The sequence below is a fragment of the Achromobacter sp. HZ34 genome (assembly GCF_002209485.1).
Lineage (GTDB): Bacteria > Pseudomonadota > Gammaproteobacteria > Burkholderiales > Burkholderiaceae_B > Bordetella_C.
The window spans coordinates 72,961-92,336 of sequence record NZ_NJIX01000002.1; the positions used below are offsets into that span (position 1 = coordinate 72,961).

Annotated in this window: 20 protein-coding genes; 14 read left to right on the forward strand and 6 right to left on the reverse strand. The window is 66.7% G+C overall.

Annotated features, from left to right (window positions below; translation table 11 throughout):
• Positions 1-5 precede the first annotated feature (5 nt).
• From CEY05_RS07060 to CEY05_RS07090, 7 genes are read left to right on the forward strand one after another with little or no spacing between them, the layout of a single operon-like run.
• Positions 6-551, forward strand: coding sequence for a hypothetical protein (locus CEY05_RS07060; protein WP_088597803.1), 546 nt, complete (start codon positions 6-8; stop codon positions 549-551).
• Complete coding sequence (locus CEY05_RS07065) at positions 548-1,873, forward strand: beta-ketoacyl-ACP synthase (protein WP_088597804.1); 1,326 nt, start codon at positions 548-550, stop codon at positions 1,871-1,873. The genes CEY05_RS07060 and CEY05_RS07065 overlap by 4 nt, the downstream gene beginning before the upstream one ends.
• A complete protein-coding gene (locus tag CEY05_RS07070) occupies positions 1,870-2,466 on the forward strand; it encodes a hotdog family protein (RefSeq protein WP_233161415.1) in 597 nt (198 codons plus the stop codon). The genes CEY05_RS07065 and CEY05_RS07070 overlap by 4 nt, the downstream gene beginning before the upstream one ends.
• Positions 2,463-3,203, forward strand: a complete 741-nt coding sequence (gene fabG / locus CEY05_RS07075; RefSeq protein ID WP_088597805.1) for a 3-oxoacyl-ACP reductase FabG — start codon at positions 2,463-2,465, stop codon at positions 3,201-3,203. Before CEY05_RS07070 ends, fabG begins: the two co-directional genes overlap by 4 nt.
• Complete coding sequence (locus CEY05_RS07080; RefSeq protein WP_088597806.1) at positions 3,203-4,429, forward strand: beta-ketoacyl-ACP synthase; 1,227 nt, start codon at positions 3,203-3,205, stop codon at positions 4,427-4,429. The genes fabG and CEY05_RS07080 overlap by 1 nt, the downstream gene beginning before the upstream one ends.
• 46 nt (positions 4,430-4,475) lie before the next feature.
• Complete coding sequence (locus tag CEY05_RS07085) at positions 4,476-4,916, forward strand: excinuclease (RefSeq protein WP_088597807.1); 441 nt, start codon at positions 4,476-4,478, stop codon at positions 4,914-4,916.
• A gap of 56 nt (positions 4,917-4,972) precedes the next feature.
• Positions 4,973-5,437, forward strand: a complete 465-nt coding sequence (locus tag CEY05_RS07090; protein WP_088597808.1) for a GatB/YqeY domain-containing protein — start codon at positions 4,973-4,975, stop codon at positions 5,435-5,437.
• Here the strand turns inward: CEY05_RS07090 and dinB are convergent.
• Entirely contained in the window at positions 5,415-6,542 is a 1,128-nt protein-coding gene (gene dinB / locus CEY05_RS07095; protein WP_088597809.1) for a DNA polymerase IV, read from the reverse strand. The genes CEY05_RS07090 and dinB overlap by 23 nt on opposite strands.
• 90 nt (positions 6,543-6,632) lie before the next feature.
• On the opposite strand from dinB, the gene CEY05_RS07100 reads away from it, so the two are divergent.
• Positions 6,633-7,085, forward strand: coding sequence for a PaaI family thioesterase (locus CEY05_RS07100; RefSeq protein ID WP_088597810.1), 453 nt, complete (start codon positions 6,633-6,635; stop codon positions 7,083-7,085).
• Between the two features lie 31 nt (positions 7,086-7,116).
• Here CEY05_RS07100 and CEY05_RS07105 read toward each other — a convergent pair whose 3' ends face one another.
• On the reverse strand, positions 7,117-7,557 hold the full coding sequence (locus CEY05_RS07105) for a BPTD_2524 family lipoprotein (protein ID WP_233161416.1): 441 nt from the start codon (positions 7,555-7,557) through the stop codon (positions 7,117-7,119).
• A 279-nt stretch (positions 7,558-7,836) separates the two neighbouring features.
• On the opposite strand from CEY05_RS07105, the gene CEY05_RS07110 reads away from it, so the two are divergent.
• Complete coding sequence (locus CEY05_RS07110) at positions 7,837-9,738, forward strand: prolyl oligopeptidase family serine peptidase (protein ID WP_369825927.1); 1,902 nt, start codon at positions 7,837-7,839, stop codon at positions 9,736-9,738.
• A 112-nt stretch (positions 9,739-9,850) separates the two neighbouring features.
• Here the strand turns inward: CEY05_RS07110 and CEY05_RS07115 are convergent, their stop codons facing one another.
• The gene (locus CEY05_RS07115; protein WP_088597812.1) at positions 9,851-11,116 is read right to left on the reverse strand and encodes an MFS transporter; all 1,266 of its coding nucleotides are present in this window, start codon (positions 11,114-11,116) and stop codon (positions 9,851-9,853) included.
• A gap of 176 nt (positions 11,117-11,292) precedes the next feature.
• Between CEY05_RS07115 and CEY05_RS07120 the strand changes: the two genes are divergently transcribed.
• Positions 11,293-12,102: a helix-turn-helix domain-containing protein gene (locus tag CEY05_RS07120; protein ID WP_088597813.1), complete on the forward strand. Its 810-nt coding sequence runs from the start codon at positions 11,293-11,295 to the stop codon at positions 12,100-12,102.
• A 147-nt stretch (positions 12,103-12,249) separates the two neighbouring features.
• The gene (locus CEY05_RS07125; RefSeq protein ID WP_088597814.1) at positions 12,250-14,994 is read left to right on the forward strand and encodes a penicillin-binding protein 1A; all 2,745 of its coding nucleotides are present in this window, start codon (positions 12,250-12,252) and stop codon (positions 14,992-14,994) included.
• Positions 14,995-15,096: 102 nt separating this feature from the next.
• Here CEY05_RS07125 and CEY05_RS07130 read toward each other — a convergent pair whose 3' ends face one another.
• The 3 genes from CEY05_RS07130 to CEY05_RS07140 all read right to left on the reverse strand — a co-directional run bounded on the left by CEY05_RS07130 (position 15,097) and on the right by CEY05_RS07140 (position 17,222).
• Entirely contained in the window at positions 15,097-15,795 is a 699-nt protein-coding gene (locus CEY05_RS07130; RefSeq protein WP_088597815.1) for a ribonuclease activity regulator RraA, read from the reverse strand.
• Between the two features lie 32 nt (positions 15,796-15,827).
• On the reverse strand, positions 15,828-16,541 hold the full coding sequence (locus CEY05_RS07135; RefSeq protein ID WP_088597816.1) for a metallophosphoesterase: 714 nt from the start codon (positions 16,539-16,541) through the stop codon (positions 15,828-15,830).
• 282 nt (positions 16,542-16,823) lie between these two features.
• Positions 16,824-17,222, reverse strand: a complete 399-nt coding sequence (locus CEY05_RS07140; RefSeq protein ID WP_088597817.1) for a DUF305 domain-containing protein — start codon at positions 17,220-17,222, stop codon at positions 16,824-16,826.
• A 133-nt stretch (positions 17,223-17,355) separates the two neighbouring features.
• Between CEY05_RS07140 and CEY05_RS07145 the strand changes: the two genes are divergently transcribed.
• The 3 genes from CEY05_RS07145 (at position 17,356) to CEY05_RS07155 (ending at position 19,256) form a co-directional block, all read left to right on the forward strand.
• On the forward strand, positions 17,356-18,201 hold the full coding sequence (locus CEY05_RS07145; protein WP_088597818.1) for an NAD(P)-dependent oxidoreductase: 846 nt from the start codon (positions 17,356-17,358) through the stop codon (positions 18,199-18,201).
• A gap of 139 nt (positions 18,202-18,340) precedes the next feature.
• The gene (locus tag CEY05_RS07150) at positions 18,341-18,559 is read left to right on the forward strand and encodes a hypothetical protein (RefSeq protein ID WP_088597819.1); all 219 of its coding nucleotides are present in this window, start codon (positions 18,341-18,343) and stop codon (positions 18,557-18,559) included.
• Positions 18,560-18,581: 22 nt separating this feature from the next.
• Entirely contained in the window at positions 18,582-19,256 is a 675-nt protein-coding gene (locus CEY05_RS07155; protein ID WP_088597820.1) for a hypothetical protein, read from the forward strand.
• The last annotated feature ends 120 nt before the right edge of the window (positions 19,257-19,376 follow it).

Here is a 19,376-nt window from a genome sequence, read left to right on the forward strand (position 1 = left end):
AGACCATGATGCCGATGATGCGCCTCCGACTTCTTCTCGCCTCGTTCTGCGCCGCCCTGCTGGCGGGTTGCGCCTCCGCGCCGCCTACCCCGGTTGCCAGCGCGGAACTGCACCTGCCGCGTTGGGTGCAGGTGCATATCGTCACGCCGGGCCAGCCCGACGAGGACGCCATGCTGGCGGTCCAGGACGAAGGCCAGGGTGCCACGCGCTGGTTGCTGTTCGATCCGCTGGGCATGCCGCGCGCGCGCCAGATCCTGCAGGACGGCAAATGGCGCAACGACGGCTTCATGCGCCCCAACGGCCAGGCCAGCGACATGTTCTCGGCCATCCTGTTCGCCTGGACGCCGGAACAGTCCCTGGCCAGCGCCTATGCCGGCAGCGACTGGCAGAGCCAGCCCACGCCGGCGGGCGGGCGCAGCCGCACGCTGGACCAGGACTGTTCGCCGCGCTGGACGGTGACCTGGGCCGCGCAGGCGCCGGACGACACCTTTTCCATCCATAAGCCAGACGGCACCGTGCTGGCGATCTCGCCGCTGAAGAACACGCCATGAGAGCGCCCTCGACCGCCTGGCTGGGCCGCCCTGGCGTCGTCTGCGCGCTGGGACAGGGCATGGACGCGGTGCACGCCGCCGCCGTGCGTGGCGAGACCGGCGGCATGCAGGCGCAAACGGGCTGGTTGCGCGAACGCGCCATCGTCGTGGGCGCGGCCGCCGGCGACCTGGCCGAACTGCCGCCCACGCTGGCCGGCGGCAAGCCGACACCCGCGCACTATCGCAGCCGCAACAACCGCCTGCTGATGACGGCGGCGGACCAGATCGCCGAAGCCCTGCACGCGGCCGTCGCCCTGTATGGCGCCGATCGGGTCGGCATCGTGCTGGGCACCAGCACCTCCGGCATAGGCGAAGCCAGCCACGCCTTGCGCGCATTGCAGCGCGACGGTGCCTGGCCGCCCGATTACGATTACCGCCGCCAGGCGCTGTCGGCGCCCGCCACGCTGCTGGCCGACTGGCTGGGCGTGGCGGGCCCCGCCTATACCCTGTCGACGGCCTGCACGTCGGGCGCGCGCGCCTTGCTGTCGGCCAAACGCCTGCTGGACGCAGGGCTGTGCGATGCTGTGGTCTGCGGCGGCGTCGATACGCTCTGCCCACTGACCATCAATGGCTTCGCTTCCATCGAAGCGATTGCCGCGGGCCTGAGCAATCCCTTCTCCGCGCAACGCGACGGCATCAACATCGGCGAAGCCGCTGCCCTGTTCCTGATGCAGCGCGAACGTCCCCTGGGCCCGGCCGCCTGCCTGCTGGGCGGCGGCGGCAGTTCCGACGCCTGGCATATGTCCGCGCCCGATCCCTCGGGCAAGGGTGCGATGCTGGCCATGCGCGCCGCGCTCGGCGATGCCGGTGTCGCGGCCGGCGCGATCGGCTGGATCAATCTGCACGGCACTGGCACCCCGCACAATGACGCCATGGAGAGCCATGCTGTGCATGCCGTCTTCCCTGACGGCGTCGCCTGCACCACCACCAAACCCCTGACCGGCCACACCCTGGCTGCCGCCGGCGCGCTGGAAGCGGCGCTCTGCTGGGGCGTGCTGAACCTGCCTCCGGACGGCGGCCTGCCGCCGCAACGCTGGGACGGCGTGGCCGATCCTGCCCTGCCCGCGCTGCGCCTGACCACGCCCGGCCAACGCCTGCCGGGCGACCGGCCGCGCATCGTCATGAGCAATTCCTTTGCCTTCGGCGGCAACAACGCCTGCCTGGTCCTGGCCGACTCCGATGCCGCCGTCGAGATCTCGACCCAGGCCGGTACCCACGGCGCGGCCAGGCGCGCCGGCAGTCCGGCCACCAGCGTCGCCACCACCACGGGAATCGCCGCGTGAACGAAGATGCCGATATCGCCTTGAACGCGCGTCCGGCTGCCGCCGGCAGCGCCGGCGACCCTGCCGCGGCCGTGGATGCGGCGGCGAACACGACGCCTGCCGCCGACGCCTGGCCGGTCGCCGACTGGCCCGTCGAACAGTTGCTGCCCCACGCCGGCGCTGCCGTGCTGCTGGATGCCGTGCTGTCCTGCGACGAAGACACCCTGCTTGCCCGCGCCACCGTGCGCGCCCACCACGGCTATGGCGACAGCGACGGCAACCTGCCGCCCTGGCTGGGCATGGAATTGATGGCGCAGGCGGTCGGCGCCTGGGCCGGCTGCCAGGCGCGCCGCGCGGGGGTTCCCGTGCAACTGGGTTTCCTGCTCGGCACGCGCCGCTACGACTGCCGCGTCGCCGGCTTCAGCGCAGGCATGCAGCTGATCATATCCGCCGAGCGATCCTTCCAGGACACGGCCGGCATGGGCGTTTTCCTGTGCCGGATCCAGCAAGGCGATGAATGCCTGGCCGAAGCCCGCCTGAACGTCTACAGCCCGCCGGACGCCGGCGCCTTCATACACGAAACGTCCCCCACGGACGACGCATCGAACCCATGACCTCACCCCTTTCCAACGCCATCCTGGTCACGGGATCCAGCCGCGGCATCGGCCGCGCCATCGCGCTGTCGCTGGCGCAAGCCGGCCACGACCTGATCCTGCACTGCCGCGCCCGCCGCGCCGACGCCGACGCCGTGCGCGCTGAAATCCTGGCGCTGGGCCGCGCTTGCCGCGTCCTGCAGTTCGACGTGGCCGACCGCGCCGCCACCGCCGCCGCGCTGAACGAAGACGTCGAAGCCCATGGCGCCCCTTACGGTGTCGTCCTCAACGCCGGCCTGACGCGCGATGCCGCCTTTCCCGCCCTCACCGGCGAAGACTGGGACCAGGTGCTGCGCACCAACCTGGACGGCTTCTACAACGTGCTCAATCCGCTGGTCATGCCCATGGTGCGGCGGCGCGCGCCGGGACGCATCGTCTGCATGGCGTCGGTGTCCGGGCTGGTGGGCAACCGCGGCCAGGTGAACTACAGCGCCTCCAAGGCCGGCCTGATCGGCGCCGCCAAGGCACTGGCCATCGAGCTGGCCAAGCGCCACATCACGGTCAACTGCGTGGCCCCGGGCCTGATCGAAACCGACATGATCGACGAACACGTGCCCGTCGACGAAATCCTCAAGGCCATCCCCGCGCAGCGCATGGGACAGCCGGAAGAAGTGGCGGCGGCGGTAGCATTTTTCATGTCGCCGGCCGCGGCCTACGTCACGCGCCAGGTGCTGGCGGTCAATGGAGGACTGTGCTGATGCACCGCGTCGTCATTACCGGCATGGCCGGCATCAGCGCCCTGGGGCGCGACTGGGACACCGTGCGCGGTGCCTTCGAGGAAGGCCGCAATGCCATCCGCACCATGCGCGACTGGGATGTCTACAAGGAATTGAACACGCGCCTGGCGGGCCCCCTGCCGTCGTATGCGCCGCCCTCGCACTGGACCCGCAAGCAGTTGCGCAGCATGGGCCGGGTGTCGCAGCTGGCGGTCAATGCCGCGGAAATGGCCCTGGCCGATGCCGGCCTGCTGGACGACCCGTCCATCGCCGATGGCCGCATGGGCGTGGCCTGCGGTTCGTCCACGGGCAGCACGGCCGACGTCATGGCCTTCGGCAACATGCTGCTCAATGGCGTCAGCGATGACCTCAACGCCAACTCCTATGTGCGCATGATGCCGCACACGACGGCCGCCAACATCGGCATTTTCTTCGGCCTGAAAGGCCGCATCATTCCCACGTCCAGCGCCTGCACGTCGGGCAGCCAGGGCATCGGCTACGCCTTCGAGGCCATCCGCTACGGCCGCCAGCGCATGATGCTGGCCGGCGGCGCGGAGGAACTGTGTCCCACCGAAGCCATCGTCTTCGACGCGCTGTACGCCACCAGCCAGCGCAACGACACGCCGGCGCTGACACCCCGGCCCTACGACGCCACGCGCGACGGCCTGGTGATCGGCGAGGGCGCCGGCATCCTGGTGCTCGAATCGCTGGAAAGCGCCCATGCCCGCGGTGCGCGCATCCATGCGGAAATCGTCGGTTTCGGCAGTAATTCGGACGGCAGCCACATCACCCGTCCGGAAGCCGCAACCATGCAGATCGCCATGGAGCTGGCGCTGGCCGACGCCGGTGTGGCGCCCGAGGCAGTGGGCTATGTCAACGGCCACGGCACGGCCACCGAACAGGGCGACATCGCCGAGACCCAGGCCACGCAGGCCGTGTTCGGCAACCGCATGGCGATCAGCTCGCAGAAAAGCTACCTGGGCCACACGCTGGGCGCCTGCGGCGCGCTGGAGTCGTGGTTCACCATCGAGATGATGCGCAACGACTGGTACGCGCCCACGCTGAACCTGAACCAGGTCGACCCCCGCTGCGGCGACCTGGACTACATCACGGGTGGCGGCCGCGCGCTATCCAGCGAATATGCAATGAACAACAATTTCGCCTTCGGCGGGGTCAACACGTCCCTGCTGTTCCGCCGTTGGCCTTGAAGGCCTCTTTCATTTTTCGACTTTTTTCATCTGACAGGAGCTCTTGATGCACACGCTTTCCAAAACGCTGATCGGTCTGGCCCTATCCTTCACCTGCGTCGCCGCCGCCCAGGCCGCTGACCGCATGTCGATGAACTCCTTCCAGGCCGCCCTGGACGCCGGCAAGGCCGAAGGCAAGCTGGACGGCAGCGTGAAGTTCTACCTGGCCGGCACCGGCCCCAAGGGCAAGGTCGTCAAGGCCGGCGCGGTGACCAACCGCAAGACCAATGCCTTCGGCAAGAGCGATGACAAAGCGTGCGAATGGGCGGCCCTGTCGGCCCTGATCAGCCTGCAGGAAGCGGCCAAGCAGGCGGGCGCCAACGCGGTGATCAACATCGTCAGCTACTACAAGAAGAACGAGAACAAGAGCGCCAGCCAATACGAGTGCCATGCCGGCGCGGTGGTTGCCGGTGTCGCGCTCAAGGGCGACCTGGCCATCGTCAAGTAAGAGCGGTGCAGTAAACTTTCCATCCTCTCCGCCACCGCTTTTAGCAAGGTTCCATCATGAGCACATCCACGCTCAAAGACACCCTGTCGGCCCAGGTCAAGGACGCCATGCGCGCCAAGGACTCGGCGCGCCTCACCACGCTGCGTTTCCTGCTGGCGTCGGTCAAGCAGAAGGAAGTCGACGAGCGCCGCGACGTCAGCGACGCTGAAATCACGGCCATCATCGAAAAACAGGTGAAGCAGCGCCGTGAATCGATCGCCGCCTTCGAACAGGCCGGGCGCACCGAAACCGCCGCGCAGGAAAAGGCGGAGCTGGCCATCCTGCAGGAATTCCTGCCCAAGGCCGCGACGCAGGCCGAGATCGATGCGGCCGTCGACGCCGCCATCGCCGAAGTCAGCGCCAGCGGCGTCACCGGCGCCCCGGCCATGGGCAAGATCATGGCCATCCTGAAGCCGGCACTGGCGGGCAAGGCCGACCTGTCCGCGGTCTCGCAGCAGGTCAAGGCTCGTCTGGCTGGTTGAACGGCGGCGCCTCCTCTTCGGGGAGGTCCTCCGGCAGGTCCGCGAACAGGTCCGCCTGGCGTGGCCTGGCGGCGGCCTCGCCGTCGGGGAAATTGCTCATGCCCACGCCTACCAGCCGGTAGCGCGTGCTGGCGGGCAATTCCACCCGCGCGCGCATCTGCCGCGCCATATCCCCCAGCGCCTGGGCGGACGCCGGCAGCACCGGCGACGTCACACTGCGGGTCAGCAGGCGGAACCGGTCCGTCTTCAGCTTCAGCGTCACCGTATAACCCCTGCCCCGCTTGCGCAGCGCCTGTTCCCACACCCGCAGCGCCAGCTTGTCGATGACTTCGCCCAGGTCGGACAGCGGCCGGTCGTCCTCGAAGGTCGTTTCAGCCGACACCTGCTGCGCCAACTGGTCCGGCTCCACCGGCCGGTCGTCGATGCCGTGCGCCAGTTCATGCAGCCGGCGGCCATAACGGCCGAAGCGCTGCTCCAGTTCCGCCAGGCTGCGGTTGGACAGGTCGCCCACCGTCAGGATTCCCATCTGCTCCAGCTTGCCCTGCATCACGGCGCCCACGCCCGGCACCTTGCGCACCGGTAGCGGCGTCAGGAAGTCCAATACATCGCGGGGCCGCAGCACGAACAGGCCGTCCGGCTTGTTCCAGTCAGAAGCAATCTTGGCCAGGAATTTATTCGGTGCCACGCCGGCGGACGCGGTCAGGCCGGTCTCTGCCTTGATCTGCGCCCGGATGGCGCGCGCGACCTCGGTGGCGGACGCCAGGCCGCCTTTGTTCTCAGTCACATCCAGATAGGCCTCATCGAGCGACAACGGCTCGATCAGGTCGGTATGGCGGGAGAAGATCTCACGCACATGGCGCGAGACCTCGCGGTACTTGTTGAAATCCGGCCCGACATACTGGGCGTGCGGGCACAGCCGCAGCGCGCGCGCGACCGACATGGCCGAGTGCACGCCGTAGCGGCGCGCCTCGTAAGAGGCCGCGCACACCACCGAACGGGGTCCTTTCCAGGCCACCACCACCGGCTGGCCCTGCAAGGCCGGATTGTCGCGTTGCTCGACCGACGCATAAAAAGCGTCCATGTCGACGTGTACGATTTTGCGCATCTCAGCTGCTGGACAGTTCCTGTGTCCGTGCCGCCCGCGCGGCGTAAAAACGCCTATTATGGCGCCTCATTTTCATCGGTTAAGAGCATCATGGAAACCAAGCAAGGCGCGGCCCCCCAGTTTTCCGTCGATTATTTCGGCGCCCGGATCCCCCTGATGGAATACCTGGGCCTGGTCCCCGAACACATCGAACCCAACCTGGCGCGCACCCGCCTGCCCTGGCGCGTCGAGCTGACCAACAGCCGCGGCGACGTCCATGGCGGCACCCTGATGGCCGTGCTGGACTTTACCCTGAGCGCGGCCGCGCGCGGTTCGCTGGAAGCCGGCATCAGCATGGCCACCATCGACATGAGCACCAGCTTCATGGCACCGGCCACCGGCGACCTGACGGTCGAGGCCCGTTGCATCAAGCTGGGCAAGTCCATTGCCTTCTGTGAAGGCGACATCTTCAACGGCAAGGGCGAGCGCGTCTGCAAGGCGACGGCCACCTTCAAGGTGATCCGCCCCCGTGCCGACGGCGGCGGCAAGGCCGGCACGGACTGAGCGCCCGCCCCTGCCCCAGCGCGCCGCCCCCTTACTTCGGCGGCGGCGTCACCGGATTATTGGTGTCGCTGGGCATATAGGACACGCAGGACGGCACCTGGAAGCGAATGGCATCGCGCATCGCGATGACGGCATCCGCGTTCCACACCGAACGGCCCCACATGGCGATATGCACGTCGCTGTGGCCGGCGTCGATGCCGACGATATCCACCCGGGCAACGTCGTTGTCCGAGAACGGCGCGGTCACGCGCAGCGTGGCCTTGCGGCCGGCGTCGTCCACCGTGCCCCGCACCTGGTAGGCATCCTTGCCGGTCAGGCATTGTTCAGCCTGCGTGCGTGCCAGCTGGTAAGCCTTCTGGTAGCCCACTTCGACTTTGTAGTCGCCACTGGGCGACTGGCCCGGGGTGATGCCTATGGCGCACCCGGCCAAACCCACGGCCAGCACTGAGGCGGCCGCCGTAATCCTCAACATAAGACCTCCAATAAACGGCGCAATTATGCGCTATCCGTGGCCGCCGTCCACCTTGGCCCCTGGACGTAACCAGGATTGCGCATTGTGAAGACGCCGTGGCGGGTCACGGACGGCCTGCCGCCGCGGGGCCTGTCCGCGGCTGGATCGGCCGCCGGATGGCCGGCCCCCGGATGGCCGGCCCCTTGATTCGACACCCTCGATGCCGCTATGGCATGATCGTAGGCCCGCCGCGGACGCATTCGTTCGCCCGCAACACCGGAGAGTACCTTGTTCAAATTCATGACCCGGTCCCTGCTGGCCGCCACGCTGATCGGTGCCGCCTCGGGCGCCGCCGCTCAAGCGCCCAAGCAATATCCGCTGAAAGACTTCTTCCGCAATCCCGACCGCGGTTATTTCCGCCTGGCCGAAGACGGTAAGACCCTGGGGTTCATGCAGCCCGTCAGCATCGACGGCCAGCCCGCTCGCATGAACATCTTCGTGCAGAAGCTGGACGGCTCCACGCCGATCGGCGAACCGCGCAAGCTCACCAGCGAAACCGCGCGCGACATCAGCAACTATTTCTGGAAAGGCTCCGACACCATCCTTTATGCCAAGGACTTCGGCGGCGACGAGAACTTCCACGTGCTGGCGGTCAATGTCGCGGACGGCAAGGTCACCGACCTGACGCCCTACGAGCACGTGCGCGCCGGCATCGAGGACGATCTCGAAGACGATCCCGACCACGTGCTGGTCAGCCACAACCAGCGCGATCCACAGGTGTTCGACGTGTATCGCGTCAACATCCGCACCGGCGCGTCCGAACGCGTGGCCGAGAATCCCGGCAATGTCGTCGGCTGGCAGACCGACCATGCCGGCAAGGTGCGCGCGGCCGTCACCAGCGATGGCCTGAACACCACCCTGCTGTATCGCGACAAGGAAAGCGACCCGTTCAAGCCGCTGATCACCACGGACTACCGCACCAGCGTCAGCCCGTCGCTGTTCACCTTCGACGACAAGCGCCTGTATGCCTTGAGCAACCGCGGCCGCGACACCCTGGCGCTGGTCGAGATCGATCCCGCCCACCCCGATACGGAAAAGCTGCTGTTCGACCCGCAGCAGGTCGACCTGGGCGGCATCGCCTATTCGCGCAAGCGCAAGGTGCTGACGGCGGCCGGCTACCAGACCGACAAGACCCACCGCAAGTTCTTCGACGCCCAGACCGAGGCGCTGTACGGCAAGCTGGAAGCGCACCTGCAGGGTTATGAGTTCATCGTCCAGGGCGAGACCCGCGACGAGGACAAGTTCATCGTCGCCGCCTACAACGACCGCACGCCGGGCTCGCGCTATCTGTACGACGTCAAGACGGACATGCTGACCAAGCTGGCCGACATCAACCCCGCCCTGCCTGAATCCGACATGGCGGAGATGCGTCCGGTGTCTTTCCAAAGCCGCGACGGCCTGACCATACACGGCTACCTGACCGTGCCCAAGGGCCGTGCCGCCAAGGACCTGGCGTGCATCGTCAACCCTCACGGCGGCCCGTGGGCGCGTGACAGCTGGGGCTACAACCCGGAAATCCAGTTCCTGGCGAACCGCGGCTTCTGCGTGCTGCAGATCAACTTCCGCGGTTCGACCGGCTATGGCCGCAAGTTCTGGGAAGCCGGCTTCGGCCAGTGGGGCCTGACCATGCAGGACGACATCACCGATGGCGTGCAGTGGCTGATCAAGGAAGGCATTGCCGATCCCAAGCGCATCGGCATCTACGGCGGCAGCTATGGCGGCTATGCCACCCTGGCCGGCATCACCTTCACCCCGGATCTGTATGCGGCCGCGGTGGACTACGTCGGGGTGTCCAATCTGTTCACCTTCATGAACACCATTCCACCGTACTGGAAGCCCTTGCTGGCCAAGATGCACGACATGGTGGGCGATCCGGAGAAAGACAAGGAGCGCCTGGCCGCCACGTCGCCGGCCTTGCATGTGGACCGCATCAAGACCCCCTTGTTCATCGCCCAGGGGGCCAAGGATCCGCGCGTCAACAAGGATGAAAGCGACCAGGTGGTGGAAGCCTTGCGCAAGCGGGGCGTCGAGGTCGAGTACATGGTGAAGGACAACGAAGGGCACGGTTTCCATAACGACGAGAACAAGTTCGAGTTCTACGCCGCGATGGAGAAGTTCTTCAACCAGCACCTGAAGCCGTAAGGCCCCTTCCCTGGGAGCAGGTGTCGTTCATCAAGGCCCGCTGACGCGGGCCTTGATTTTGCCTGGAAGGCTTGGTGCCCATGGGGCGCCTTTTTCCCCTACCCTGAATCTTCTACGCGGCCTTGGCTCGTGGTTTCCTGCGGCCCATGTCCGGCAGGAAGGCCGCCACCATGCCCAGCAGAGGCAGGAACGAGCACACCTTGTAGACGAACCCGATACTCGTGGCATCGGCCAGATTCCCCAGCACCGCGGCCCCTACTCCGCCCAGCCCGAACGACAGGCCGAAGAACAACCCGGCGATGGTCCCCACCTTGCCCGGCACCAATTCCTGCGCGAACACCACGATGGCGGAGAAGGCCGACGCCAGCACCAGGCCGATGATCGCCACCAGCACCGCCGTCCAGAACAGATTGGCATACGGCAGCATCAGCGTGAACGGCGCCACGCCCAGGATCGACGTCCAGATCACCGCCTTGCGCCCGATACGGTCACCGACCGGGCCACCGACCACCGTCCCCACCGCCACGGCGGCCAGGAACACGAACAGGTAAAGCTGCGCCGTGCGCACCGGCAGATGGAACTTGTCGATCAGATAGAAGGTGAAATAGCTGTTCAGGCTGGACAGGTAGAAGTACTTGGAAAACACCAGCACGGCCAGCACACCCAGCGCCATGCCCACCTTGCGCTTGTCCAGCGCCGGCACATCGCCCTCGCGCCTGGCCTTGGGCTTGAGCCGCCAGCGGTTCGCCGCGTACCAGCGGCTGATGCCGATCAACACCATGATGCCGAACAGCGCGGCCAGCGAAAACCACGCCACACTGCCCTGGCCATGCGGGATGATCAGCAGCGCGGCCAACAACGGCCCCAGCGACGACCCCACGTTGCCGCCCACCTGGAACAGCGACTGGGCCAGGCCATGCTGGCCGCCCGAGGCCATGCGCGCCACCCGCGAAGATTCGGGATGGAAGATCGACGATCCCGTTCCCACCAGCACCGCCGCGATCAGCAGGAAGGGATAGGTCGGCGCCACCGACAGCAGCAGCAAGCCCACCAGCGTGAATCCCATGCCGACCGGCAGCGAATACGGCAAGGGCCGCCTGTCCGTGTAGAAGCCGATGCAAGGCTGCAGCAGCGACGCGGCGATCTGGTACGTCAGCGTAATCAGCCCGATCTGGCTGAAACTCAGCTGGAACGATTCCTTCAGCATGGGATAGATGGCCAACAGGATCGACTGGATCATGTCGTTCATCAAATGCGCCACGCTGATCGCGCCCAGCACCTTGAACGCCGTGTTGTCCTTGGGCAGGGGCACGGCCGCGGGTGACGTCGCGACCGGCGGCGTGGCCGTCACGATGGGAGTCTCGATGGATGTAGTCATTATGGGGACAGGGCAAGGGATGAAATCGGGGCATGCCGCCGGTCACCCCGTCGGCCGTGAGGGACATGCCCTCTTGAGCTACCAGGAAACCGGCGCAATCCGGCCGTCACGCGAGTGTAATCACGCCCGCGCGCGGCCGAGTGACAACTTTCGTCGAATAAGTGACACTGTCGCCCATGCCTGCCCGTCCCCCCGCCCATGCCCCCTGGCGCAGCATCGATGCCGACGACTACCAGCGCGTGCCCCGCCCGGTCACCGCGATGGCCAAGGAGTTCGATCCGCGTTCCAACACCGGCCCGCACGCCCATGCGCGGGCCCAGCTCATCTACGCCGCCGAAGGCGTCATGCGGGTTTCCACCGCGCAGGGCGTGTGGGCCCTGCCCGCGCTGCGGGCCTTGTGGGTGCCGCCTGGCGTGGAACACGCGGTGGACATGATCACCCCCGTGTCCATGCGCACCCTGTACGTGGACCGCAGCATCGCCGCCGGCCTGTGGGCCGAATGCTGCGTCATCGAGGTATCGGGCCTGCTGCGCGAACTGGTCCTGGCGCTGGCGCGCGAGCCCATCGAATACGCCCTGGACGGCCGCTGCGGCCAGATCGCCAGCCTGATCCCGGCCGAACTGGCGATCGCCAAGGTATTGCCCATCCGTATTCCCTGGCCCGCCGACCGCCGCCTGCAGGCCGTCTGCCGTGCCATCCTGGACGATCCCGGCAGCCCGCGTACCGTCCATGAATGGGGCGACGTGGTCGGCGCCAGCGGGCGCACGCTGATACGCCTGTTCCAGGCTGAGCTGGGCCTGAATTACCGCCAGTGGGTGCAACAGGTACGCCTGGCCGATGCCGTTGGCCGGCTGGCCCTGGGCCAGCCCGTGGCGCGCATCGCCACCGAACTGGGCTATCGCAGTCCCAGCGCTTTCGCGGCGATGTTCAGGCGGGCGCTGGGCAGCCCGCCCAATCTATATTTGAATCAGGCTGTATCCGGATGAGGCGCGGCAACAATCCGCATCTTCGCCGGCACCCGCGACGCGCCTTCATCGGCTTGCCAGCCTCACCTGCGATAATGCGCGTTTGGTTACCTGAAAACTAATTCCCCCTGGGCGGGTCTATAGACATCTGCCCTAGAATCGCCAGCGATGAGCCAAGCCGCACCTCCCAATACTCCCCGTCCGGACGGTACGCCGGCCCGCCCCTCTTTTCTGCGTCGTTTCGTCGTCAAGACCGCTGTCTTCGCGATCGGTGCCGGCCTGTGCGGCCTGATCGCCCTGGGTCTGGCCCTGGCGCTGGCCTATCCCAGCCTGCCCGACCTGCACGCCATGACCGACTATCGGCCACGCGTACCGCTGCGGGTCTACACCGCGGACAAGGTGCTGATCGGCGAATTCGGCGAAGAGCACCGCAACGTGCTGCGCTTCAACGAGATCCCCGAGGTCATGCGGCATGCCGTCCTGGCCGCCGAGGACGATCGCTTCTACCAGCACGGCGGCGTGGACTGGAGCGGCGTGGTGCGCGCCGTGGCGGCCAACGTGCTGCGCGGCTCCAAGAGCCAGGGCGCCAGCACCATCACCATGCAGGTGGCGCGCAACTTCTACCTGTCCTCGGAAAAGACCTATTCGCGCAAGTTCTACGAACTGCTGCTGACATTCAAGATCGAGAACACGCTGACCAAGGACCAGATCCTTGAGCTGTACATGAACCAGATCTACCTGGGTCACCGCGCCTACGGCTTCGCCGCCGCCGCGCGTACGTACCTGGGCAAGGAACTGAGCCAGGTCACGCCGGCCGAAGCCGCGCTGCTGGCCGGCCTTCCGAAGGCGCCTTCGCGCTACAACCCCATCAACAACCTGCCTCGCGCGCAGCTGCGCCAGCATTACGTGCTGGGCCGCATGCGCGCGCTGGGCTGGCTGGACGACACCGCTTACCAGGCCGCCATGGCACAGCCGCTGGTCGTGCGCGGCAGCGGGGAAAGCGGCGCCGGCGGCAGCGCGTTCCGCGTGCATGGCGAGTATCCGGCCGAACTGGTGCGCCAGGCCATGTACAACACCTTCGGCGACCAGACCTATTCGCGCGGCATCAACGTCTACACCACCATCGACTCCAAGGACCAGGACGCGGCGTATAAAGCCGTGCGCGCCGGCGTGCTCGATTACACCCGCCGCGCTGCGTATCCCGGCCCCGAAGACAATATCGACCTGCCCGACGACATCGAGAAAGATCCGCAGGCGCTGGACGACCTGCTGGACGGCTTGCAGGACAAGTATCCCGACAGCGACGACCTGTATGCCGGCGTGGTGCTGGAAGCCAGCCCCACCGCCATCAAGGTGGCGCGCGGCGGGCACGACATCGTCACCGTCGACGACAAGAAAGCCCTGTCGGTGGTGGCCCGCGCGCTGGGCCCCAAGGCCAAGGATGACGTGCGTATCCAGCGTGGCTCGGTGGTCTACGTGCACAAGAACGGCGACGCCTGGGAAGTGATCAACATGCCGGCGTTGCAAGCGGCGCTGGTGTCCATGGTGCCGGACGACGGCGCCATCCGCGCCATGATCGGCGGCTTCGATTTCAACCGCGGCAACTTCAACCGAACCGTGCAGGCCTGGCGCCAGCCCGGTTCCAACATCAAGCCCTTCATCTACTCGGCCGGGCTGACGCGCGGCCTGACGCCGGCCACGCAGATTTCCGACCAGCCGTTCGCGCTGACCGCCGAGCAGACCGGCTCCAAGGCCTGGAATCCGAAGAACGACGGCAATGCCTATGAGCCCATGCTGACGCTGCGGCAGGCCTTGTACAAGTCCAAGAACATGGTGTCGATCCGCATCCTGCAAGCCATCACGCCGGCTTACGGGCAGGAGTTCCTGACGCGCTTCGGCTTCGACAAGGCGCGCTGGCCCGCGGTGCTGCCCATCGCGTTGGGCGCCGGTTCGGCCACGCCGCTGCAAGTGGTGAACGCCTATTCCGTGTGGGCCAATGGCGGCTATCGCGTCACGCCCTACCTGATCGACAAGGTCACCGACAGCGATGGCAAGGTGCTGATGCAGGCGCAGCCGCAGAAGGCGGGCGATGAAAGCACGCGCGTCGTCGATCCGCGCGTGGCGTGGATCATGGACGACATGCTGAAGGGCGTGGCTACCTACGGCACCGCGGCGCGCGCGCATTCCGTGCTCAAGCGCAACGACGTGGGCGGCAAGACGGGGACCACCAATGATTCGGTGGACGTCTGGTTCTCCGGCTATACGCCCGCCCTGGCCACCACGGTGTGGATGGGCTTCGACCAGCCGCGTTCGCTGGGGTCGAATGAATTCGGCGCCGGCCTGACCCTGTCGGCGTGGATACAGTACATGCAGACAGGGCTCAAGGGCGTGCCCGAAGCCAAGCCGCGTCCGCAGCCGCAGGGCATGCTGGTCGACAACGGCGAGTATTACCTGTCCGAGTTTCCGCCGGGGCAGGCCGTGGCGACGCTGGACCTGCCGACGGATGATGCGCTGGGTGATTTCCTGAATAACGGCGGCACGGGTGGGATGCCCATGCTGAATCCGACGGTGCCGGGGGGCCAGCCGGGTTCGATGCCTGGGGCACAACCTGGCGTTCAGCCTGGGGCCCAGCCCGGAGCGCGGCCGGGGGCTCAGCCCGGCTCTTCATCGGGCGCCGGCCAGTTGCCCCCGTCGGGCGTCGAAAGCCTGCCCATCCCCATCCCGCAGGTCGGCGAGCCGATCCGCCAGCGCCCGCCAGGCACGCCGGCAGCGGCGTCGGCGCCGAACTCGCCCAACGCGCCGGCAGCGGGCGGCCAGGCGCCGGTCCAACAGCCCTTCTTCCCCCCTATCCCGGTGCCGCGCGTGGACGCCGGGCCGGCCGGCGGCACGCCAGTCGCGATGGCGATTCGTTGAGGCCAGCGACCGCAGCGCTGCTGCTGTGAGCGAAAATCAAGAGGGGCTGTTCAAAATGAACAGCGCCCTTCTTGTTTTCACCCCGTGCGGTTCGCCAGAACGTTACTCCTTGCTCGCCTCGTAGCGCGCCTTCGCTTCTTCATTCGGCGGATACAGCCCCGGCAGCGCGGCGCCGTTGTCGATCTCCTGCATGATCCACGCCTCCTGGCGCTCCTGCTCAACGGCGATCGGCACGATCTCCTCCAGCAAGGCCGCAGGAATCACCACCGCGCCATCGTCGTCGACCACGATCACGTCATCCGGAAAGACCGCCACGCCGCCGCAGCCGATCGGTTCCTGCCAGCTCACAAAGGTCAGCCCGGCCACCGACGGAGGCGCGGCCACCCCTTGGCACCACACCGGAAGATTCGTGCCCAGCACCCCGGCGCCATCGCGCACCACGCCGTCGCTGACCAAGGCCGCCACGCCGCGCTTGCGCATGCGCGCGCACAGGATGTCGCCAAAGATGCCCGCGTCCGTCACGCCCATCGCATCGACCACCGCCACGCAGCCGGCCGGCATGGCCTCGATGGCGGCGCGGGTGGACGTCGGCGACGACCACGAAGCCGGCGTCGCCAGGTCCTCGCGAGCCGGCACGAAACGCAGCGTGAAAGCACGGCCCACCACGCGCGCCTGGCCGGAACGCAAGGGCCGCGTACCGCGCATCCACACATTGCGCAGCCCCTTCTTCAGCAACACGGTGGTCAAGGTCGCGGTGGACACACCGCTCAGGGCATCGATGATCTTTTGGTCTAGCGTCATGCCAGCAAATCTCCTGACTGCGAATCGCGGCCTCAGGCCAGGGCCGCGGAGGGTAAAGGAAGCGCCGGTACGGCGCGCAACGTCGACAGGTCCAGCAACGTGAAATAACCATCCGGTTGCCAGCCGCCGGTGTCGATATGGTAGACGTTGCCCAGCACGGTGGCGCGCGTTACTGGGGTATGTCCCACCACCAAGGCGCGCAAACCGACGACGCAGGTGGCGTCGTGCTGCTCCAGGCGCTGGCGCGACCACTGGCAGATGCCGCGCGCGCGCTTCGGCCGGGTACGCAGCAGCGCGTCGAACTTATGCCATTCCCGCACGGGCGTATCGGCGTGTACCACGCCCACCAGGCCCTCCCGGGTTTCCACCTCCAACGCCAATGGCAGACGGGCCAGCGCCTCTGCATGGATACGCTGGTCCTCGTCCGTCATGTCCAGGAACCAGCCGCCGCCGTTCTCGCGCCAGTTTTGGGTGTCCACCTGGCCATGGCGCACGTGGCGCACGGCATAGTCCTCGTGGTTGCCCTGCACCGCGTGGAACCAGGGCTGACGCAGCCATTCCAGCGCGGCACGGCACTCCGGACCGCGGTCGATCAGGTCGCCCACGGAGAACAGGCGGTCGCGCGCCGAATTGAAGCCTGCCCGCGCCAGCGTCTCGCGCAGGCGTGTGAAATGGCCGTGGATATCCCCGACGGCCCAATCGCGGCCGGACGTATTGCGTGCGAAATGCTGAATCAGAGGCGACATGGGACGGTACTCGCGAAGACAGCACCGCGCCGCGACCAGACGCCGCGCCGCGCATTGCCCATACGCTAACACGGCGGGCAACGACGACGCCGTGTCGGCGACAAAGCTCGGCCATATACCCTAATGCGTCACTACAAAGGTTTTTTTGAGCAACGCTCGTCGACCGGCACCCGCCGCGGCAACAGGGGCGATAGCCCACGAAAGGGGCGATGGGGGTACCCTGTTTAAAAAAACCTTATAGCCGGACGGTTGTAGCTCGATCGACGCCCTTGAATATCGCCCCTATTTCGCCGGGGCGTTCTTCTTCAACCAGCCCTGCAGGAACGCGATCTCCTTCTCTTGCGCGTCGATCACCTCCTGCGCCAGCTTGCGCATTTCCGGATCGCGGCCGTACTTGAGCTCGGTGCGCGCCATATCGATGGCGCCCTGGTGATGCGGAATCATGCCGCGCGCGAAATCGACATCCGCGTTGCCGGAATAATCGATCGCCATATTGCTGTGCATGCGCTGCATGCTTTCCTGATAGGCCTGGGTACTGGGCGTACCCGCGCCCGACGACATCGACATGTGCATGTCGCCATGCTTGGTCCCGGTCTGGGCTTGCGCCACGCCCGTAGCAAAAAACATCGCGCAAAATATCGACGACACCGCGCCCAGCGCGGCAACATGAGACTTCTTCATCGAAACATTCCTTTCATGGCAAGGATGCGGCGGTGGAATCCAGGCCGCACGGCGAATACTCGCACAATCGGCGCCCAGGCGTGTACATTGGCCGGTGCTCGCCTCGATTCCCACCGATTGCAGGAGCACGCATATGAAGCCACGTGTCGCCATCGTCGCCCCTGGCGCCATGGGTAGCGCCATCGGCCGCCGCCTGGATGAACACGGTCTGCAAGTCCTGACCTCCCTTACCGGCCGCAGTGGCGCCAGCGTTGAACGCGCCCGCGCCGCCGGCATGCACCACCGCACTGACGCGGAACTCTCCCACGCCGATCTTTTCCTGGCCATCGTACCGCCCGCCGAAGCCGAAGCGGTGGCCCGCTACTATGCCGCGCTGTTCCGCGATGCGGGGCGCTCGCCCGTCTATGTCGATTGCAATGCCGTCAGCCCGCGCACGGTGGCCCGCATTGCCGACATCATCCACGATAGCGGTGCTGCCTTCGTCGACGGCGGCATCATCGGCCGGCCGCCGCAACCTGGACACCCGGGCCCGGTGCTGTACTGTTCAGGGCCGGCGGCGGGCGCGGTCGAGGCGCTGGGCCGCGCTGGCATGCGCGTGAAAGTGATGCCCGCCGAAATCGGCGCGGCGTCAGCCTTGAAAATGTCCTATGCCGGCATCACCAAGGGCCTGACCGCGCTGGCCGCCACCATGTTGCTGGCGGCCACCCGCAACGGCGCGGGTGCGGCCCTGCATGCGGAACTGGCCGACAGCCAGCCGCAACTGCTGGCCCAATTCAGCCGCGCCGTACCGGACATGTTCGGCAAGGCCTATCGCTGGGTGGCCGAGATGCATGAGATCGCCGATTTCCTGCAAGAGGATGCCGCCGGCAGCGACGTGTACCGCCGCTTCGGCGACATCTACGAGGCCCTGGCGGCCGCCCACCGTGATCGAGGCGATTCCATCGAGCGCCTGGATGCCTTCTTCGCGCAGGAACCGTAGGAAAAATCTCCACTGTTTTCGGAACCAGAGTTAGTAAATCGCAACCTACGTGCGGAACCGTGCGGTTGATGTCTTGAAGATTCAACATCGACCGTACCTTTCTTCACTGTGTTTACAACAAAGTTCCGGAGACAGCATTTTGCGCTATATCCCTTCTTTCGCCCGGCATAGGCCTTGGGCGGCACGCGCCCTGTTCGCGTTGCGTGTGCTGCGCGCGCGCAGCCCGCGTCATTCCCAGTTCCACGAATCCATGCTGCCCTGCTGGCAACCGCTGCGCCACGCCGTGGCCGCCGCGCCGCGCCATGGCCGTTACCTGAGCCTTCTCGCCTGCCGTCCCGTGACGGCCGATCTGCACTAACCGTCTACCGGAGACCCACGACATGGATGCCAATGCTGCCAGCCTGTCCTTTACTTCTGCCACCCCTCAACATCTCGAGGTAACCACATCACCTGACGCCGTCAAGGTCCAGCGCCGGGAATCTTTCCCGTTCACCCCCGCCGCCGGTCAGAAAAACCGCACGAACACGGGGCCCAGCAGCGTCTGGACGGACGTACCGGCCATCGTGCAGACGTCGGTCGGCAGGACACGCGCTGCCTCGGGCGACCAGGGCGATACCGCCCCGGCCGCGACGAATGAGAACGTCGCACTGGAGACTGTCGCCCCGGAGACCGTTGCGCAGGACGTCGCCGCCGGCACGGACGGCAAGCCGGTCAAGGCCGGCAAGAATGGCCACTCGCGCAAGCCGTCCATCTTCGACAAGCTGTCGTTCAAGTGGTCGAAATCGACCGTGGAGGCCAGGCAGGCCGGCGCCAACAACCAGGGCCCCACGCCAAGCACGGAACAGGGCGGGTTGGTGCTGGCCTCGAACATCAATGAATTGACCGCGAAGGCACTGCAGCCGGAGGCAACGCTGATGCTGGTCAAAGCCGAAGAGATGGAAGCGGCCCCGCTGGACGCGGAAAACCGGCCGCCGCTGGAGGGCGGCAAGGAGCAGAAGAAGGGTAAATCGGGCCGCTTCCTCGCCTGCATCAGCCCCCGCACCAAGGACGACTGACCTACGCCCTGCGTGTCAGCCCCAGGGAGATACCACTGTCAGCGGCATCTCCCTGGGCTTGGCCTGGATCGGCGCGCGGTGTATCTCCCTGGGCTTTTCATGGATCGGCCGCGCGGTGTA

Bases quoted from the DNA above. Each gene is read 5' to 3' on its own strand.
- CEY05_RS07110 (WP_369825927.1), top strand. From the start codon at position 7,837: ATGACCCGGTCCCTGCTGGCCGCCACGCTGATCGGTGCCGCCTCGGGC.
- CEY05_RS07125 (WP_088597814.1), top strand. From the start codon at position 12,250: ATGAGCCAAGCCGCACCTCCCAATACTCCCCGTCCGGACGGTACGCCG.
- CEY05_RS07130 (WP_088597815.1), bottom strand. From the start codon at position 15,795: ATGACGCTAGACCAAAAGATCATCGATGCCCTGAGCGGTGTGTCCACC.
- fabG (WP_088597805.1), top strand. From the start codon at position 2,463: ATGACCTCACCCCTTTCCAACGCCATCCTGGTCACGGGATCCAGCCGC.
- CEY05_RS07090 (WP_088597808.1), top strand. From the start codon at position 4,973: ATGAGCACATCCACGCTCAAAGACACCCTGTCGGCCCAGGTCAAGGAC.
- CEY05_RS07065 (WP_088597804.1), top strand. From the start codon at position 548: ATGAGAGCGCCCTCGACCGCCTGGCTGGGCCGCCCTGGCGTCGTCTGC.
- CEY05_RS07085 (WP_088597807.1), top strand. From the start codon at position 4,476: ATGCACACGCTTTCCAAAACGCTGATCGGTCTGGCCCTATCCTTCACC.
- CEY05_RS07135 (WP_088597816.1), bottom strand. From the start codon at position 16,541: ATGTCGCCTCTGATTCAGCATTTCGCACGCAATACGTCCGGCCGCGAT.
- CEY05_RS07120 (WP_088597813.1), top strand. From the start codon at position 11,293: ATGCCTGCCCGTCCCCCCGCCCATGCCCCCTGGCGCAGCATCGATGCC.
- CEY05_RS07100 (WP_088597810.1), top strand. From the start codon at position 6,633: ATGGAAACCAAGCAAGGCGCGGCCCCCCAGTTTTCCGTCGATTATTTC.
- CEY05_RS07145 (WP_088597818.1), top strand. From the start codon at position 17,356: ATGAAGCCACGTGTCGCCATCGTCGCCCCTGGCGCCATGGGTAGCGCC.
- CEY05_RS07115 (WP_088597812.1), bottom strand. From the start codon at position 11,116: ATGACTACATCCATCGAGACTCCCATCGTGACGGCCACGCCGCCGGTC.
- CEY05_RS07080 (WP_088597806.1), top strand. From the start codon at position 3,203: ATGCACCGCGTCGTCATTACCGGCATGGCCGGCATCAGCGCCCTGGGG.
- CEY05_RS07105 (WP_233161416.1), bottom strand. From the start codon at position 7,557: ATGTTGAGGATTACGGCGGCCGCCTCAGTGCTGGCCGTGGGTTTGGCC.
- CEY05_RS07060 (WP_088597803.1), top strand. From the start codon at position 6: ATGATGCCGATGATGCGCCTCCGACTTCTTCTCGCCTCGTTCTGCGCC.
- dinB (WP_088597809.1), bottom strand. From the start codon at position 6,542: ATGCGCAAAATCGTACACGTCGACATGGACGCTTTTTATGCGTCGGTC.
- CEY05_RS07140 (WP_088597817.1), bottom strand. From the start codon at position 17,222: ATGAAGAAGTCTCATGTTGCCGCGCTGGGCGCGGTGTCGTCGATATTT.
- CEY05_RS07155 (WP_088597820.1), top strand. From the start codon at position 18,582: ATGGATGCCAATGCTGCCAGCCTGTCCTTTACTTCTGCCACCCCTCAA.